This window comes from Domibacillus tundrae, assembly GCF_000970675.1.
GTDB classification, from domain to species: Bacteria; Bacillota; Bacilli; order Bacillales; family Domibacillaceae; genus Domibacillus; species Domibacillus tundrae.
In genome coordinates, this window is the sequence record NZ_LAJA01000007.1 from 1 (window position 1) to 16,305 (window position 16,305).

Sequence of the window (16,305 nt, forward strand, 5' to 3'; positions counted from 1 at the left end):
GCTCACCGCTGTTTTTATTTATTTTGTTCCCCACGCATCAGGGTTTTGCTTCCATTGTTTTAATGTTTCAATGTCACTTGATTCCACATAGTTCTTTTCAGCCGCCACTTCAATGAGTGCGTCATAATCGCTCAGTGCAGCCGCATGTAAGTCCGCTTCTGATAGACGCGCATCCCCTTTTGGCAGCCCATATGTAAAAATGGCTGCTACTCCAAGCACATCACAGCCTGCCGCACGCAAAGCTTCTGCTGCGGTAATAGCACTGCCGCCTGTAGAGATCAAATCTTCAATGACAACCACTTTTGAACCCGGCTCGACTTTTCCTTCGATTTGATTGCCTTTTCCATGTTCTTTCGCTTTTGAACGGACGTAACACATCGGCAGGTTCAATACATCAGATACCCAGGCGGCATGCGGAATGCCCGCTGTCGCTGTACCGGCGATGATTTCTGCTTCCGGATATTGTTCTTTAATAAGCTCCGCTAATCCCGCGGCAATTTTTTGACGTGTTTCGGGATATGACAGCGTTAAACGATTGTCGCAATAGATCGGTGATTTCATACCGGATGACCATGTAAAAGGATCATTAGGCTGCAAATACACGGCACGGATCTTTAATAGTTCTTCTGCAATTTGTTTTTTCATTTTACGCTTGTCCTCCCCAGAGTGCTTTTACATGATGATAGGCTGCAACCGGGTCGGCTGCTTTTGTAATTGGACGGCCGACAACAATCATTGTCGAGCCGATCGCACGTGCTTCGGCGGGACCCGCAATGCGCTGCTGATCATCCGCATTGCCATCCTTTAACCGAATGCCCGGCGTTACTTTATAAAAATCTTCCCCGCATGCTTCGCGGATGGCGGCCGCTTCTAAAACGGAGCAAACAACACCGTCACAGCCGGCTTCTTTCGCTTTTTTTGCATAATGAAGAACCGATTCCTGAAGTTGGACAGAAATAAGCTGATCAGCGTGCATCGCAGCTTCAGTCGTAGACGTTAGCTGGGTCACTGCCAGTAAAATGGGCCGTTTGCCGCCTTTAGCACCTGCATCTAATCCGGCGCGTGCTTTTTTCATCATCTCGACGCCGCCTGCGGCATGCACATTAATGATGTCTACACCAAGCCCTGCAAGACCTTTCATTGCCTGTCCAACCGTGTTTGGAATGTCATGCAATTTCAAGTCAAGAAAGATGCGATGATTCATTTTTTTCAGCTGTTCAATAATGAATGGGCCGTTTTGCAAATACAGTTCCATGCCCACTTTCACATATAGCTGCTCGTTTTGGAAAGGCGCAAGAAATTGCTCGGCTTCCTTCCATGTGGAGAAATCGAGTGCAATAATCGGTTCTTTTTCCATTACTTCCAGCTCCGTCCCTTTAATTCACTAATGTGATCTACGTTGTGCTGCTCTAAATAGTGGTCAAGCTCCGCAATTAATTCCGGGCATATAAACGGATTAACAAAATTCGCGGTTCCGATTGCCACTGCGTCCGCACCCGCCAATGAAAATTCAATAATATCTTCAACTGTAGAGATGCCGCCCATACCGATAATTGGCAAATTGGTTTGCTGGCTTACTTCATACACCATCCGCACTGCTACAGGCTTCACGGCAGGACCCGATAAGCCGCCAGTCCGGTTTGACAGCACCGGCCGGCCTGTTTTCAGGTCAATACGCATGCCGATCAATGTATTGATCATCGTAATGCCGTCTGCACCACCGTCTTCTACCGCTTTGGCCATCTCGACAATGTTCGTGACGTTTGGCGAAAGCTTTACATAGACAGGTACTTCAGACACTTCTTTTACACGTTTTGTCAGCTCTTTCGCTGTTTCGGGTATTGTTCCAAATGCGATACCACCTGTTTTTACGTTCGGGCAGGAAATATTCAGCTCAAGGGCATGGACATTGTCGACTTTGGAAATTTCTTTTGCGACTTGAACATAATCTTCGGTTTGTGAACCGGCCACGTTCGCTATAATCGGCACATCAAACTGCTTCAGCCATTCCAGTTCATTCGCAATCACTTTTTCAAGACCGGGATTTTGAAGACCAATCGCATTCAGCATACCGCCTGGTGTTTCAGCTACACGAGGCGTCGCATTTCCGTAACGAGGCTCTTCTGTTGTTGCTTTAATCATAATCGCGCCAAGCTCACTTAAATTAAACAGCTGACTGAATTCACGGCCAAATCCAAAACAGCCAGACGCTGGCATTATAGGATTTTCAAGTGACAACCCTGGAAGTTCGAGCGCTAATCTAGTCATAGTGCCACCTCCCCAGCTTTAAAAACAGGACCGTCGCTGCATATTTTCAAGTAGGCGGTACCTGTTTCATCCGCAGTTGGATGGCATACACATGCAAAACAGGCACCGATGCCGCAGCCCATCCGCTCTTCCAGTGAAATGTAGCCGTTTGGCGCCGCGTGAAGCTGTTCAACTGCTTTTAACATAACCGTTGGACCACACGAATAAAAAATATCCGCCTGCAGCCCGTGTTTGTTCACAATATCAGTTACAAACCCTTGCTCACCGAGTGAACCGTCAACTGTTGCCACATATGTTTCGCCTAGTGCCGCAAACTGCTCTGTGTAAAATGCCGCCTCTTTATTTTGAAAACCGAGAACGTGGATCGTTTTCACACCTTTTGCGTTCAGGCGGCGTGACAATTCATAAAGCGGCGGAACACCGATACCTCCTCCGATTAAAAGAGCGGTCTGTCCAGGAGTAGCTTCTTGAACCGGAAAACCGTGGCCAAGCGGACCGAGAACGTCCACTTGGTCACCGGCTCGTTTACGAGAGAGTGCACTCGTTCCTGCGCCTTCCGCCCGGTAAATCATCGTAAGTTCCTGCTTTTCCGGCTCAATACGGGCGATGCTGATTGGCCGGCGAAGAAGGGGCATCATTTCTTCACCTGCTTTTAAATGAACAAATTTGCCTGGCTCATCGATTTGGTCAACGAGTGCCCCTTTTAATGTCATTTCAAAGATGTTTTTAGCGATTTCCGATTGAGAGACAACCGTCATCAGCTCTTTTTGAATCATGAATAGATCGCCTCCAATGCCGGTTTTGGCATTGCTTCTGCATTAAAAATCATTGATTCAAGTACTTCTAGAATAGCTGTTGCTGTATCCAGTGACGTTAAGCATGGAATGCCATTTTCAACAGATTCGCGGCGGATACGGAATCCATCACGTGCCGGCTGTTTGCCTTTTGTCAGCGTATTGATGATGAATTGCGCCTCACCACCGCGGATGACATCAAGCATATCCGGACCTTTCGCGCCAATTTTCGCCACCGTTTGAACCGGCACGCCTGTTTCACGGATCAAGTTCGCTGTACCATATGTCGCCAAGAGCTGGAAGCCAATGTTATGGAAACGTTTTGCAATGACAAGCGCTTCGTCTTTGTCTTTATCTGCGACCGTTAATAGAACGGCCCCTTTTGTCGGGATTTTCATACCGGATGCGACAAGCCCTTTGTAAAGTGCTTTTTCAACCGTTGAGTCTTTTCCCATGACTTCCCCAGTTGATTTCATCTCTGGGCCGAGCGTTGTATCCACCCGGCGGAGTTTCGCAAATGAGAAGACTGGCACTTTTACATAGACGCCTTTTTTTTCTGGAATCAGGCCGGATTCATAGCCCATTTCTTTTAATGATTGACCCATAATCGCTTTTGTTGCAATATTCGCCATCGGCACGTTTGTAATTTTACTTAAAAATGGCACGGTACGGCTTGAGCGCGGATTTACTTCGATAACGAATACTTCTCCTTTTGAGATAACGTATTGTATGTTCAGCAATCCAATAATATTTAATCCTTTTGCAAGCTTTGTCGTATATTCAATAATTTTTGCTTTTTGATCATCCGTCAATTTTTGCGGCGGATACACAGCAATTGAGTCGCCGGAGTGGACACCTGCACGTTCGATATGTTCCATAATGCCAGGAATGACCACATCTGTTCCGTCTGAGATCGCATCGACTTCAATTTCTTTCCCTGTTAAATAGCGGTCAACCAAAACCGGGTGCTCCGGATTCACTTTTACTGCGTTTTTCATGTATTGAAGCAATTCTGCTTCTTTATAAACGATTTCCATCGCCCGGCCGCCAAGTACGTATGATGGGCGGACAAGAACCGGGTAGCCAATGCTGTTAGCAATGTCGACAGCTGTTTCAACCGAGAAAGCCGTTCTGCCAAGCGGCTGCGGTACGTTAAGCTCCTGCAGCGCCTGCTCAAATTTATCACGGTTTTCTGCCCGGTCTACATCTTCAAGACTTGTACCAAGAATTTTCACACCATGCTCGACAAGCTTGTCTGCCAGATTAATAGCTGTCTGTCCGCCAAATTGAACGATCACACCTTCTGGTTTTTCAAGGTCAATGATGTGCATAACATCTTCAATCGTTAACGGCTCGAAATAAAGTTTGTCGGAAATACTGAAATCTGTTGAGACCGTTTCTGGGTTATTGTTGACGATAATCGCTTCGTATCCGGCTTCTTTTAACGCCCAGACCGAATGAACCGTCGCATAGTCAAACTCAACACCCTGTCCGATCCGAATCGGTCCTGATCCTAGAACAACAACTGATTTACGGCCTGTGACAATCGATTCGTTTTCATCTTCATATGTTCCATAATAATATGGTGTTTCTGATTCAAATTCTGCGGCACACGTGTCAACCGTTTTAAATACCGGTACAATGCCGTTTTCTTTACGCCAGTCATAGACCTCTTTTTCTACTACACCCCATGATTTTGCCAATGTTTTATCCGCAAAGCCGAGCTGTTTTGCTTTTTTTGCTGTTTCTTTATCGAATGGATTATTTTCCACTTCTTTTTCATATTTCACGATATTTTCAAACTTCTTCAAGAAAAACAAGTCAATTTGACTCCAGTCATGAATCGTTTCAATCGTCACACCGCGGCGCAATGCCTCGCCGAGATAGAATAAACGCTCATCGCCTGCTTTACGAATTCTTTTTTCAAGAAACGCGTCATCTTTATCTGCCAGTTCATCAAGTGAAAGGTGGTAGACGCCGCTTTCAAGTGAACGCACAGCTTTTAGGATCGATTCCTCAAACGTGCGTCCAATCGCCATGACTTCTCCTGTCGCTTTCATTTGTGTACCTAGCGTACGGTTTGCATGCTCAAATTTATCAAACGGCCAGCGCGGAATTTTCGACACGATGTAGTCAAGGGCCGGCTCAAAACAGGCATATGTTTTACCTGTGACCGGGTTCAACATTTCATCGAGCGTCAGTCCTACTGCAATTTTCGCTGCCAGCTTCGCAATCGGGTAACCCGTTGCTTTTGAGGCAAGCGCGGATGAACGGCTGACACGCGGATTTACTTCAATGATGTAATATTGGAAGCTGTACGGATCGAGTGCAAGCTGAACGTTACAGCCGCCTTCGATACCGAGTGCACGAATAATTTTTAAAGACGTGTTACGAAGCATTTGATATTCACGGTCTGTTAATGTCTGACTCGGTGCGACAACAATGGAATCGCCAGTATGCACACCGACTGGATCTATGTTTTCCATGTTACATACAACAATTGCATTATCGTTCGAGTCGCGCATCACTTCGTATTCAATTTCCTTTAAGCCAGCGATGCTTTTCTCAAGTAAACATTGGGTCACGGGGCTTTGTTTCAATCCATTTGTGACGGTTTCAATCAGTTCTTCTTCATTGTCACAAATCCCGCCGCCTGTGCCGCCGAGTGTATAAGCAGGACGCACGATCACCGGGTAGCCAATCTGCTCAACAAAAGAATATGCTTCTTCGAGTGTATGGATAATTTCACTGTCCGGAACTGGCTCATTTAAATCGTTCATGAGCGTACGGAACAAATCACGGTCTTCCGCCTGCTCAATCGCAGACAGTTTTGTACCGAGCACTTCTACATTATATTCATCAAGTACACCAGCGCCTGCAAGTTCAACGGCCATATTTAAGCCCGTCTGCCCGCCAAGCGTTGGCAAAATAGCATCCGGACGTTCTTTTTGAATGATGCGGCGGACAAATTCAAGTGTAATCGGTTCAATATAAACGGCGTCCGCAATTTCTGTATCCGTCATAATCGTTGCCGGGTTCGAGTTTACAAGAATGACCCGATAGCCCTCTTCTTTAAGCGCGAGGCACGCCTGTGTTCCCGCATAGTCAAATTCTGCTGCCTGACCGATGACGATCGGACCGGAGCCAATCACAAGTATACTTTTGATGTCTGTACGTTTAGGCATGTTGTGTCTCCTTTGCAGCGTTTTTTTTCATTAAGTCAATAAAACGGTCAAACAAAATATTATCGTCTTCCGGTCCTGGCGAAGCCTCCGGATGGTATTGAACCGTGAAAGCCGGGTATGTTTTATGTGCAAGCCCTTCAACAGTACCGTCGTTTAATGCCACATGTGTTATTTTTAAATCAGTGTTGGCAATCGATTCTTCACTGACTGAGAATCCATGGTTTTGTGACGTGATGGCTGTCCGGCCGGTTTCAAGGTCTTTTACCGGATGGTTGGAGCCGCGGTGGCCAAATTTAAGTTTAAATGTATCGGCACCGGAAGCGAGTGCAAACAACTGGTGGCCAAGGCAAATACCGAAAAGCGGCACTTGGCCGATCAACTCTTTAATCGTTTCAATCGCATACGGCACATCTTTCGGGTTGCCTGGTCCATTTGTCAGCATAATACCGTCCGGCTTAAACTGCATAATTTCTTCAGCAGTTGTATCATGCGGCACAACCACGACGTCGCAATTACGATTGTTTAATTCACGCAAAATGCCATGCTTCATACCAAAGTCAATCAACACAACACGAAAGCCGCGCCCAGGACTTGGATAAGCAGACTTCGTTGATACTTGCGCTACTTGATCATTCGGCAAAACCGTTGCCTGCAGGCGGTGAATAACGTCTTCCGGATTCACATCCGCGGAAACGATCGCTCCTTTCAACGCGCCATGCTGGCGGATAATACGCGTCAATTTCCGCGTATCCACACCCGAAATCGCAGGAATGTCTTTCATTTTTAAATACTCATCAATGGAAAATTCACTTCTGAAGTTTGAAGGAAAATCCGCTGCTTCTTTTACAACAAGTGCTTTTACAGCCGGCTGAATCGTCTCAAAATCATCACGATTAATGCCGTAGTTCCCAATAAGCGGATACGTAAAGGTGATAATCTGACCGCAGTATGACGGGTCGGATAGTGTCTCTTGATAACCGGTCATTCCAGTCGTAAAAACGACTTCCCCTGTTACATCTTTTGCGCTTCCAAATCCTTTACCAACAAAAACGGTGCCATCTTCTAAAATTAGTTGTTTTTTCATTCGTTGATCGTTCCTTCCTGCCATACAAGATTTCCTTCAAAAAAAGTTACAGCCGGCCAGCCGGAAAGCGTGCGGCCTGTAAATGGTGTGTTTTTTCCTTTTGATAAAAACGCCTGCGGATCTACTTCTTTTTCAGCCTCAAGGTCAATAATCGTAATATCGGCGTTAACGCCTTCTTCAAGGCGGCCATATGGCAAGTTAAATGTAGAAGCCGGTTTAATCGTCATCCAGTCAACAAGCTGTTTTAACGTTAACACGTCTTTTTTGACAAGCTCTGTATATAAAAGTGGAAAAGCTGTTTCAAATCCCGTAATGCCGAATGGTGCTTTTTGAATGCCTGCCGCTTTTTCCTCTGCTGTATGCGGGGCATGATCAGTTGCGATAAAGTCCAGTGTCCCATCAAGCAGTCCTTCAATAAGCGCGGCTTTATCTTCTGCTCCGCGAAGCGGCGGATTCATTTTAAAATTCGGATCCTGTCCAGGGATGTCCATATCCGTCAAAACGAGATGATGTGGCGATACTTCACCTGTTACATGGATGCCTGCTTTTTTCGCATCGCGGATGACACGGACCGATTCTTTCGTGCTGACGTGGCAAACGTGATAGTGGCACCCTGCGTTTTCTGCCAGCAGCACATCTCTTGCAATTTGAACGGATTCACAAATGGACGGAATACCTGGAATGTCTTCACGTTTTGAATATTCCCCGTCATGTACCACACCGCCATAAATTAAGCTGTTGTCTTCACAGTGGGCAACAATCGCCATATCAATTGCTGCGGCTTTTTTCATCGCAGCGTGCATCATGCCAGCTTCTTGAATGCCAACACCGTCGTCCGTGAACGCAAATGCGTTGTTTTCTTTTAACGAACTAAAATCAACAAGCTCTTTTCCCGCTTGACGAATGGTGATTGACGTATATGGAAGCACGCGGATATGTGCTTTTTCTTCAATAAGCTTGTTCACTTTTTGAAGATTTTCTTCTGTATCCGGCACGGGGCGTGTATTTGGCATTGCAGCAATCGTTGTAAAGCCGCCTTTTGCCGCTGCTTTCGTTCCCGTAGCAATCGTTTCTTTATGCTCACCGCCAGGCTCGCGCAAATGAACATGCAGGTCAACGAGTCCTGGTGTAACGAGTTTGCCGCCTGCATCAACTGTTTTTTCGTCAATTTCTGCAAGATCTGCACCCATCTCAGCGATTTTCCCGTCTTTAATGCGGATATCCGTTTTTGTTAACTCACCGTTTTCGTTTAAAATCTGTCCATTTTTAATTAACCAATTCATTTGCCAATCTCCCCTCAAGCACTTCTTTTAAGACCGCCATGCGGACATAAACGCCATTTTCCATTTGTTTAAATATACGTGATCGTTCGCATTCGACCAGACTGTCGGCAATTTCCGCATCGCGGTTTACCGGTGCCGGGTGCATAATAATGCTCCCTGGCTTCATCCGGCTTTCCCGCTCTTCTGTTAAACCATAGCGGACATGATATTCTTCTTTCGACATAGACGAAGCTACTTGATGGCGTTCATGCTGGATCCGGAGAAGCATAAGCGCATCCACCTGTTCGACAAGTTCGTCTATTTTAACGAACCCGTCTGACTTTAAAAAGTCATCTTCAAACCATTCAGGAGGTCCGGAAAATTTCACATCAGCACCGAGCCTTCTCAGTGCTTCTGCATTGGAGCGGGCAACACGGCTATGGCGGATGTCACCGACAATGCCAATTTTTAATCCATCAAACGTGCCAAACTCCTGCTGAATTGTCAGAAGGTCCAGTAAACATTGTGTCGGATGCTGTCCACAGCCGTCACCTGCATTAATAACCGGTATATCAATATGCCCGACTAACTCATCATAATAGGCATCTTCTTCGTGGCGTACAACGACCGCATTTACACCAATCGCTTCGAGCGTCCGAACCGTATCGTATAATGTTTCCCCTTTTAAGACGCTTGAGCTGCCAACATCAAACGGTATGACCTCCAAGCCAAGCTTCCGTTCCGCCATTTCAAAGCTTATTTTTGTCCGTGTGCTTGCTTCAAAAAATAAATTGGCGACATAGTGCTTTTCATCTGGTGTCCAAACTTCACCTTCCGCAAATTTTTGCGCCTGCATTAATATTAACAAAATTTCATCTTTATGCAAATCCCTAATTGAAACTAAATTTTTCATCATCGATTTCCGCCTCCGTTTCCATGAAAAAAACACCCTGAAATTCAGGGTGTTTTCTCGATTTTACAGCATAACGAAGCTGTACTGCACATAAGTGCAGACCGATTTCACCCTTAAATGCCTCTCGTGCATTTTTAAAAGGTTGTCAATGTCCATAAAGTCTCACAGGACTTTCAGTAAACATTTATCTTTATTCATAAATACTTACACGATCCACTTCATCCACTTCTTCAAGTGTGACGACAATCCGTTCGGTTTTCGCCGACGGAATATTTTTCCCGATATAGTCTGCCCGGACCGGCAATTCACGATGGCCCCTGTCGACAAGTGCCGCCATTTGAATGTGGGACGGACGTCCAATATCCATGATAGCATCCATCGCTGCCCGGACGGTGCGGCCTGTGTATAAAACATCATCCACTAAGATGACTGTTTTGCCATTTAAATCAACGGGAATTTCTGATCCTTTTACTTCCGGATCATGGCTTTTCGTTTTGACCGTCAAGTCATCACGATATAACGTAATATCCAGTTCTCCAACCGGCACACGCTGTCCTTCAATTTGAAAGATTCGTTCAGCAAGCCGTTGCGCAACATAAATACCACGGGTTTTAATCCCAATCAGCACACAATTTTCTACGCCTTTGTTTCGTTCAATAATTTCGTGCGCGATTCTTGTCAGCGCCCGGCGTATCGCCTGCTGATCAAGTACGACCGCTTTTTCCATGAAAAAAGCCTCCCCACCCGATACTGGTGAGAAGGCATACTGATCCCTTAAAACGGCACAAATGTACCGCATCATATCCGATCCCTTCCCAGCCTCACGGGACTGTTCTTAAAGGTTCTTATTCAACTGTATTTAGTTTATCGATAACATGGATGAATGTCAAATCTTTTTCCGCAACTCATCGAGTATATCATTAAATTCTTTTGGTGCAGGCGCTTCAAATTCCATGTATTCATTTGTACGTGGATGAATAAATCCAAGGACACCAGCGTGCAGCGCCTGTCCGTCAATATTAAGCGTCTTCCGAGGTCCATACTTTGGATCACCGGCAAGCGGATACCCAATGTATTTCATATGCACCCGAATCTGGTGTGTTCGCCCTGTCTCTAATTCACATTCAACAAAAGTAAAGTCTTCAAAACGCTCCAACACGTGGAAATGTGTCACGGCCGCTTTCCCATGATCGACAATCCCCATTTTTTGACGGTCTTTTGTGTCACGCCCGATCGGTGCGTCAATCGTGCCGAAATCATGCGAAATTACACCGTGAACGATGGCTTTATATTTGCGCGTAACCGATTTTTCCACAAGCTGGTTCACAAGTTTTTCATGTGCCATATCATTTTTAGCAACCATTAACAGTCCAGATGTATCTTTATCAATTCGGTGGACAATACCCGGGCGCATAATGCCATTAATGCCGGATAAATCTTTGCAATGGTACATTAGGCCGTTTACGAGCGTTCCCGTTGTATGACCAGGTGCCGGATGGACAACCATGCCGCTTGGCTTATTGACGACAATGACATCTTCATCCTCATAATAAACGTCCAATTGTAAATCTTCCGCTTCAATGTTCAATGCTTCCGGCTCCGGAATGTCGATTGTTACTTCATCACCGGCTGCGGCTTTGTAATTCGCCTTAACTGATTTACCATTAACAAGAACAAGCCCTTCTTTCAGCCACTCTTGCACTTGTGATCGGGAGTATTGCTCATCCTGCGTAGCAGCAATTTTATCAATTCGGCCCCCGGTTTCTTCTGCGCTCACTGTAAAGTGTAATTGTTTCATTTTATGCCTTCTTTCCTTTTCGATCTTCTATGAACATAGCGATAAATAATAAAATAACGCCAATAGTCAATGCAGCATCTGCGATATTAAAAATAGGGAAACGGTAGCCCCCAATAAACGTCTGCACGAAATCAACGACCTCACCGCGAAACAGCCGGTCAATAAAGTTTCCGATAGCTCCGCCAAGCAAGACAGCTAAAGATGCTTTCATTAAAGGCTTCCCTTTTGCTTCCTTTTGCATGAAATAAATGATGCCGACAACCACAACGGCTGTAATAATATAAAAGAGCCAAAATTGCCCTTCAAGCATTCCCCACGCTGCCCCTCTATTACGATGAGAAGTAATATGAAGAAGATTTTCAATAACAGGTACACTTTCGCCAATTTCCATGGACCTGACAATGAGCCATTTTGTCCATTGATCCAGCAAGATGACAAGCAGTGTCAATACGTAGTAATACATATCTTCCCTCCAACGATGAAAAGAGGTTAGCGGTCTTAGAGCTAACCTCTTTTTCGTCTCTTTTAGTTCATTTCCGAGTAGTGTTCTTTTACGACAGCTGCACAGCGTGGACAAAGCGTTGGGTGATCTGCATCCTGGCCAACTTCATCTGTCACCGTCCAGCAGCGTTCACATGTGTCGCCTGAAGCTTTTTCGACTACAACAGACACTTTCTCACGTTTCACTGCTTGTTCTGGTGCTTCCGACACCGTTCCCGCTACTTCAAAGCCAGATACGATAAACAGCTGCTTTAAATCTTCATCGATCGACGCAAGAAGGGCTGTTGTTTCGTTGTCCGCATACAACCGGACATGTGCTGTTAATGACTTGCCAATAATTTTTTCATTCCGTGCTTCTTCCAGCGCTTTTAAGATATCATCACGAACCGCCATAAATGCCGTCCATTTTTTCGTTAGACTTTCCGCCTTCGGCAGTTCTGTATAGTCCGGCATATCGGTCAGCTGCACATATTTTTCTTCAGCTCCCGGCACTTCTGTCCACACTTCATCCGCTGTATGCGGCAAGATTGGCGAGACAAGTTTCGCAAGAGTCGTTAATGTTTCATACATAACCGTTTGAATGGCACGGCGGTCTGCATGATTTTCCGCTTCAATGTACAAAACATCTTTTGTGAAATCTAGATAGAATGAGCTTAAATCGACGGTGCAGAAATTATTGACCGCATGATAGATCGCTGCAAATTCATACTTTTCATAATGGCCGCGGACCGTTTTGATCAATTCGTTTAATTTTACAAGCATGAATTGGTCGACTTCACGCAAGTTTTCGTATGAAACAGCATGCTCAGCCGGCTTAAAGCCATCTAGATTTCCGAGCAAGAATCGGAACGTGTTGCGGATTTTACGATATACTTCTGCCACTTGTTTTAAAATAGCATCTGATACACGCACATCTGCCTGGAAATCCACGGATGATACCCAGAGACGTAAAATATCTGCGCCAAGCTGCTCCATCACTTTTGCAGGAATGACTGTATTGCCAAGCGATTTACTCATTTTGCGGCCTTCTCCATCTAATGCAAACCCATGGCTTAATACGCCTTTATATGGTGCTTTGCCAGTGACGGCAACCCCTGTAATTAAGGAAGAGTTAAACCAGCCGCGGTATTGGTCAGATCCTTCTAAATAAAGATCAGCCGGCCGCTGGGCATCTGAACGCTGCTCAAGTACGCCTTCATGAGAAGAACCGGAATCGAACCAGACATCCATAATGTCATTTTCTTTCGTGAATTCGCCGTTCGGGCTGCCCGGATGCGTAAATCCTTCCGGCAAGAGTTCATTCGCCGTACGCTTAAACCAAATATTCGATCCATTTTCACGGAACAATTCCGATACATGTGCAATCGTTTCATCGGTAATGATCGCTTCACCATTTTCCGCATAAAAAACTGGAATTGGCACACCCCATGCACGCTGACGAGAAATACACCAGTCACCGCGGTCACGAATCATGTTAAACAAACGCGTTTCGCCCCATGCCGGCACCCATTTCGTTTCTTTTACTGCTTCAAGCAGTTCAGGACGGAACTTATCAATTGACGCAAACCATTGCGCTGTAGCCCGATAAATAACCGGCTTTTTTGTCCGCCAGTCATGTGGATACGAGTGTGTAATAAATTCCATTTTTAATAGTGCGCCCGCTTCAGACAGCTTTTCGGTGATTGCTTTATTGGCTTTATCATAAAAAAGTCCTTCAAAGCCTGGCGCTTCTTCTGTCATAACACCACGGTCGTTCACCGGACAAAGAACGTCGAGCCCATATTTCTTTCCGACAAGAAAGTCATCTTCCCCGTGACCAGGCGCTGTATGAACGGCTCCTGTACCAGAATCTGTTGTTACGTGATCGCCAAGCATGACAAGTGAATCACGGCCATAAAGCGGATGTGCTGCGACAACATGTTCAAGCTTTTCTCCTTTTACCAGCTTTTCAATAGTATGCGACTCCCATCCGATTTTCGCCGCAACTTCTTCAAGAAGTGCTTCTGCCACTACGAACCGGTCACCCGCTGCGCTTACGACCGCATAATTGAGCTCTGGATGAACAGAAATGCCAAGGTTCGCCGGAATGGTCCATGGCGTTGTCGTCCAAATAATGATTTTTGTGCCTTCTTCAAGTACATCATTTCCTTTTTTCACATCAAAAGAAACATAAATAGAGGCTGATTTTTTATCTTGGTACTCGATTTCTGCTTCTGCAAGTGCAGATTCAGATGAAGGAGACCAGTAAACGGGCTTTAGGCCTTTGTAAATAAATCCCTTTTTCGCCATTTCACCGAATACTTTAATTTGTGCAGCTTCATATTCCGGCTTTAATGTAATGTATGGATTTTCCCAATCGCCACGTACGCCAAGGCGTTTAAATTGCTCACGTTGGTTATGAACTTGTTTATAGGCATACTCTTCACAAAGCTGGCGGAATTCCGCTATAGTCATTTCTTTTCGATTTACACCAGAGTTTGTCAATGCCTGCTCAATTGGCAATCCATGTGTATCCCAGCCTGGAATGTAAGGCGCGTAATAACCGCTCATCGATTTAAAACGAACGATAAAATCTTTTAAAATTTTATTAAGGGCGTGTCCGATATGGATATCACCATTCGCATACGGAGGACCATCATGCAAAACGAACATCGGACGGTTCTTCGTACGGTCCAGCACTTGTTTATAAATATCTTCTTCGTTCCAAACACTCTGCATGTCCGGTTCGCGTTTCGGCAAGTTGCCACGCATCGGAAATTCTGTTTTCGGCATTAATAATGTATCTTTATAATTCATTGCCTTATCTCCTTTTAAATAAAATAAAAAAACCTTTCACATCCCTAAAAAGGGACGGAAAGGTTTCCGCGGTACCACCCTGGTTGACAGCCCATGACTGTCCGCTCAAAATCCATAACGTGGATAAACCGTTTTCCGCTACTTATTCGTTCACGAAAAATGCTCAAGGGTGATCTTTAAGCTGCAGATAGCCGCCGGGCTTCCACCATCCCCGGTTCGCTTTTGGGCGATCAGTTGCCGCTTTACTGTCCCTGTCATTGCGTTTGATGATTTTTATTTGAATGGTTACATTATAAAAATGAACCATTCATTCGTCAAGCTTATCTCTCATCGTCGCTTAACTGTTCAATTTCATCCGTATCTACTTCAAAATCAAGAAGCTTATCCCAGTCATCATTGTTCAACAAGTCTAATTGAGCTTCCATTAACATTTTAAAGCGCGTGCGGAACACTTTTGACTGCTTTTTTAATTCTTCGATTTCCACTGCGATTCGCCGTGCTTTTGACAGCGACTCCTCAACAATTCGATCCGCATTTTTCTCCGCTTCACGAATAAGCAGCTTTGATTCCTTTAAAGCGTTTCGTTTAACATCTTCTGATGTTTCTTGTGCAATCACAATCGATTTACTTAATGTTTCTTCAATATTCGAAAAATAACTAAGCCGTTCCGTTTGACCGGCAAGCTTTGTTTCTAATTCTTTTTTTTCCCGAATAATGAGTTCGTAATCTTTAATAATTTGATTTAAAAAGTCATTCACTTCGTCTTCATCGTAACCGCGAAATGAACGGCCAAATTCTTTTTTATGTATGTCCAACGGCGTTAAGGGCATACAGCCACCTCCAAAGCGTTACATGATCATTGATTTTTATTATAAAGGTTTTTCGACCACTTGTGGGGAAATCCCTTCATTTTCGCAAATTTATTTTAAAATACCCAGCGTTATTCGCCACTTTTCTTTTTTCGTCTGGCCGTCAATGGATAAAATTTTCATCCGTCCGATTCCACGGACTGATAGCATATCACCTTGTGCGCATTCAAAAGACGTTTGGTCTACTGCTTTCCAATTTACTTTCACAGCGCCACTTTTAATAAGCTGCTGCGCTTTTTGTCTGGACATAGAGGACAATGATCCAATGATGACATCAAGGCGCATTGACGAGACGGTGACGGTCTGTTCATGCCACTCTTCAATCGAATAAACCGCTTCTGAGAGCGTTTTTTCTATCAGTTTGACCGGTACTTTCCCAACATGATCAAAATGTGCATGCAAATAACTCGTTAATTCTTTTGCCACAATCACTTGAAAACGGTCTTGCTCACTTAAAATATCACCAAATTTTTCACGGTTCAGGCCAAGTCCCATCAAACTTCCTAAAATATGCGGATGGCTAATCATGGAAAACTTTTGCGGATAGTCAACTTCAAGCAATTCGACCCCAAAGTCAGTTTCTTCCGGCTCGAAGTAAGAAGGATGAAAAAGCCCCCGTTTTCGTTCAGCAGATGAATGACCACCAAAAAAAGAAACGCGTACATCTTCCATAGACCCGACAACCGAGCGGATCATCTGCCTCTCGCGTGGATTAAGAAATCCTGTCAATTTCGGCGCATACATATCCGCGACTTGCTGTTTCCATTTCATTGCTTTGTCAATAAACTCTTTTTCTTCCGGCCGAAAATGTTGGTAAATATCATTCATTAAATGC

The 16,305-nt window shown here is 44.9% G+C and carries 14 protein-coding genes and 1 other annotated feature; all 14 genes read right to left on the minus strand.

Features of this window, described 5'->3' with window-relative positions; translation table 11 throughout:
• Positions 1-18: 18 nt before the first annotated feature.
• Entirely contained in the window at positions 19-645 is a 627-nt protein-coding gene (gene pyrE / locus VQ00_RS07955; protein ID WP_046179622.1) for an orotate phosphoribosyltransferase, read from the minus strand.
• Between the two features lies 1 nt (position 646).
• Entirely contained in the window at positions 647-1,357 is a 711-nt protein-coding gene (gene pyrF / locus VQ00_RS07960) for an orotidine-5'-phosphate decarboxylase (protein WP_046179623.1), read from the minus strand.
• Complete coding sequence (locus VQ00_RS07965; protein WP_046179624.1) at positions 1,357-2,268, minus strand: dihydroorotate dehydrogenase; 912 nt, start codon at positions 2,266-2,268, stop codon at positions 1,357-1,359. The genes pyrF and VQ00_RS07965 overlap by 1 nt, the downstream gene beginning before the upstream one ends.
• Positions 2,265-3,044 (minus strand): dihydroorotate dehydrogenase electron transfer subunit, encoded by a 780-nt coding sequence (locus VQ00_RS07970; RefSeq protein ID WP_046179625.1) that lies wholly within the window; start codon positions 3,042-3,044, stop codon positions 2,265-2,267. Before VQ00_RS07970 ends, VQ00_RS07965 begins: the two co-directional genes overlap by 4 nt.
• Positions 3,041-6,247: a carbamoyl-phosphate synthase large subunit gene (gene carB / locus VQ00_RS07975; protein ID WP_046179626.1), complete on the minus strand. Its 3,207-nt coding sequence runs from the start codon at positions 6,245-6,247 to the stop codon at positions 3,041-3,043. Before carB ends, VQ00_RS07970 begins: the two co-directional genes overlap by 4 nt.
• Positions 6,240-7,331: a carbamoyl phosphate synthase small subunit gene (locus VQ00_RS07980; RefSeq protein ID WP_046179627.1), complete on the minus strand. Its 1,092-nt coding sequence runs from the start codon at positions 7,329-7,331 to the stop codon at positions 6,240-6,242. The genes carB and VQ00_RS07980 overlap by 8 nt, the downstream gene beginning before the upstream one ends.
• On the minus strand, positions 7,328-8,614 hold the full coding sequence (locus VQ00_RS07985; RefSeq protein ID WP_046179628.1) for a dihydroorotase: 1,287 nt from the start codon (positions 8,612-8,614) through the stop codon (positions 7,328-7,330). Before VQ00_RS07985 ends, VQ00_RS07980 begins: the two co-directional genes overlap by 4 nt.
• Entirely contained in the window at positions 8,598-9,506 is a 909-nt protein-coding gene (locus tag VQ00_RS07990) for an aspartate carbamoyltransferase catalytic subunit (RefSeq protein ID WP_046179923.1), read from the minus strand. The genes VQ00_RS07985 and VQ00_RS07990 overlap by 17 nt, the downstream gene beginning before the upstream one ends.
• 190 nt (positions 9,507-9,696) lie before the next feature.
• Positions 9,697-10,233 (minus strand): bifunctional pyr operon transcriptional regulator/uracil phosphoribosyltransferase PyrR, encoded by a 537-nt coding sequence (pyrR, locus tag VQ00_RS07995; RefSeq protein WP_046179629.1) that lies wholly within the window; start codon positions 10,231-10,233, stop codon positions 9,697-9,699.
• Positions 10,234-10,392: 159 nt separating this feature from the next.
• Positions 10,393-11,304 carry an RluA family pseudouridine synthase gene (locus VQ00_RS08000; protein ID WP_046179630.1) on the minus strand — a complete coding sequence of 304 codons (912 nt, stop codon included), beginning with the start codon at positions 11,302-11,304 and terminating at the stop codon, positions 10,393-10,395.
• Between the two features lies 1 nt (position 11,305).
• Positions 11,306-11,767, minus strand: a complete 462-nt coding sequence (gene lspA, locus VQ00_RS08005) for a signal peptidase II (RefSeq protein WP_046179631.1) — start codon at positions 11,765-11,767, stop codon at positions 11,306-11,308.
• Positions 11,768-11,829: 62 nt separating this feature from the next.
• Positions 11,830-14,601 (minus strand): isoleucine--tRNA ligase, encoded by a 2,772-nt coding sequence (gene ileS, locus VQ00_RS08010; RefSeq protein WP_046179632.1) that lies wholly within the window; start codon positions 14,599-14,601, stop codon positions 11,830-11,832.
• A gap of 47 nt (positions 14,602-14,648) precedes the next feature.
• Positions 14,649-14,868 (minus strand) — a binding site (T-box leader).
• A 53-nt stretch (positions 14,869-14,921) separates the two neighbouring features.
• Positions 14,922-15,431: a DivIVA domain-containing protein gene (locus VQ00_RS08015; protein ID WP_046179633.1), complete on the minus strand. Its 510-nt coding sequence runs from the start codon at positions 15,429-15,431 to the stop codon at positions 14,922-14,924.
• A 90-nt stretch (positions 15,432-15,521) separates the two neighbouring features.
• Positions 15,522-16,298 (minus strand): YlmH family RNA-binding protein, encoded by a 777-nt coding sequence (locus VQ00_RS08020; RefSeq protein WP_046179634.1) that lies wholly within the window; start codon positions 16,296-16,298, stop codon positions 15,522-15,524.
• Between the last annotated feature and the right edge of the window lie 7 nt (positions 16,299-16,305).

Coding starts and splice junctions, on each gene's coding strand:
- ileS (WP_046179632.1), bottom strand. CDS start 14,601: ATGAATTATAAAGATACATTATTAATGCCGAAAACAGAATTTCCGATG.
- VQ00_RS07990 (WP_046179923.1), bottom strand. CDS start 9,506: ATGAAAAATTTAGTTTCAATTAGGGATTTGCATAAAGATGAAATTTTG.
- pyrF (WP_046179623.1), bottom strand. CDS start 1,357: ATGGAAAAAGAACCGATTATTGCACTCGATTTCTCCACATGGAAGGAA.
- VQ00_RS08000 (WP_046179630.1), bottom strand. CDS start 11,304: ATGAAACAATTACACTTTACAGTGAGCGCAGAAGAAACCGGGGGCCGA.
- pyrE (WP_046179622.1), bottom strand. CDS start 645: ATGAAAAAACAAATTGCAGAAGAACTATTAAAGATCCGTGCCGTGTAT.
- lspA (WP_046179631.1), bottom strand. CDS start 11,767: ATGTATTACTACGTATTGACACTGCTTGTCATCTTGCTGGATCAATGG.
- VQ00_RS07970 (WP_046179625.1), bottom strand. CDS start 3,044: ATGATTCAAAAAGAGCTGATGACGGTTGTCTCTCAATCGGAAATCGCT.
- VQ00_RS07980 (WP_046179627.1), bottom strand. CDS start 7,331: ATGAAAAAACAACTAATTTTAGAAGATGGCACCGTTTTTGTTGGTAAA.
- VQ00_RS08015 (WP_046179633.1), bottom strand. CDS start 15,431: ATGCCCTTAACGCCGTTGGACATACATAAAAAAGAATTTGGCCGTTCA.
- VQ00_RS07965 (WP_046179624.1), bottom strand. CDS start 2,268: ATGACTAGATTAGCGCTCGAACTTCCAGGGTTGTCACTTGAAAATCCT.
- carB (WP_046179626.1), bottom strand. CDS start 6,247: ATGCCTAAACGTACAGACATCAAAAGTATACTTGTGATTGGCTCCGGT.
- VQ00_RS08020 (WP_046179634.1), bottom strand. CDS start 16,298: ATGAATGATATTTACCAACATTTTCGGCCGGAAGAAAAAGAGTTTATT.
- pyrR (WP_046179629.1), bottom strand. CDS start 10,233: ATGGAAAAAGCGGTCGTACTTGATCAGCAGGCGATACGCCGGGCGCTG.
- VQ00_RS07985 (WP_046179628.1), bottom strand. CDS start 8,614: ATGAATTGGTTAATTAAAAATGGACAGATTTTAAACGAAAACGGTGAG.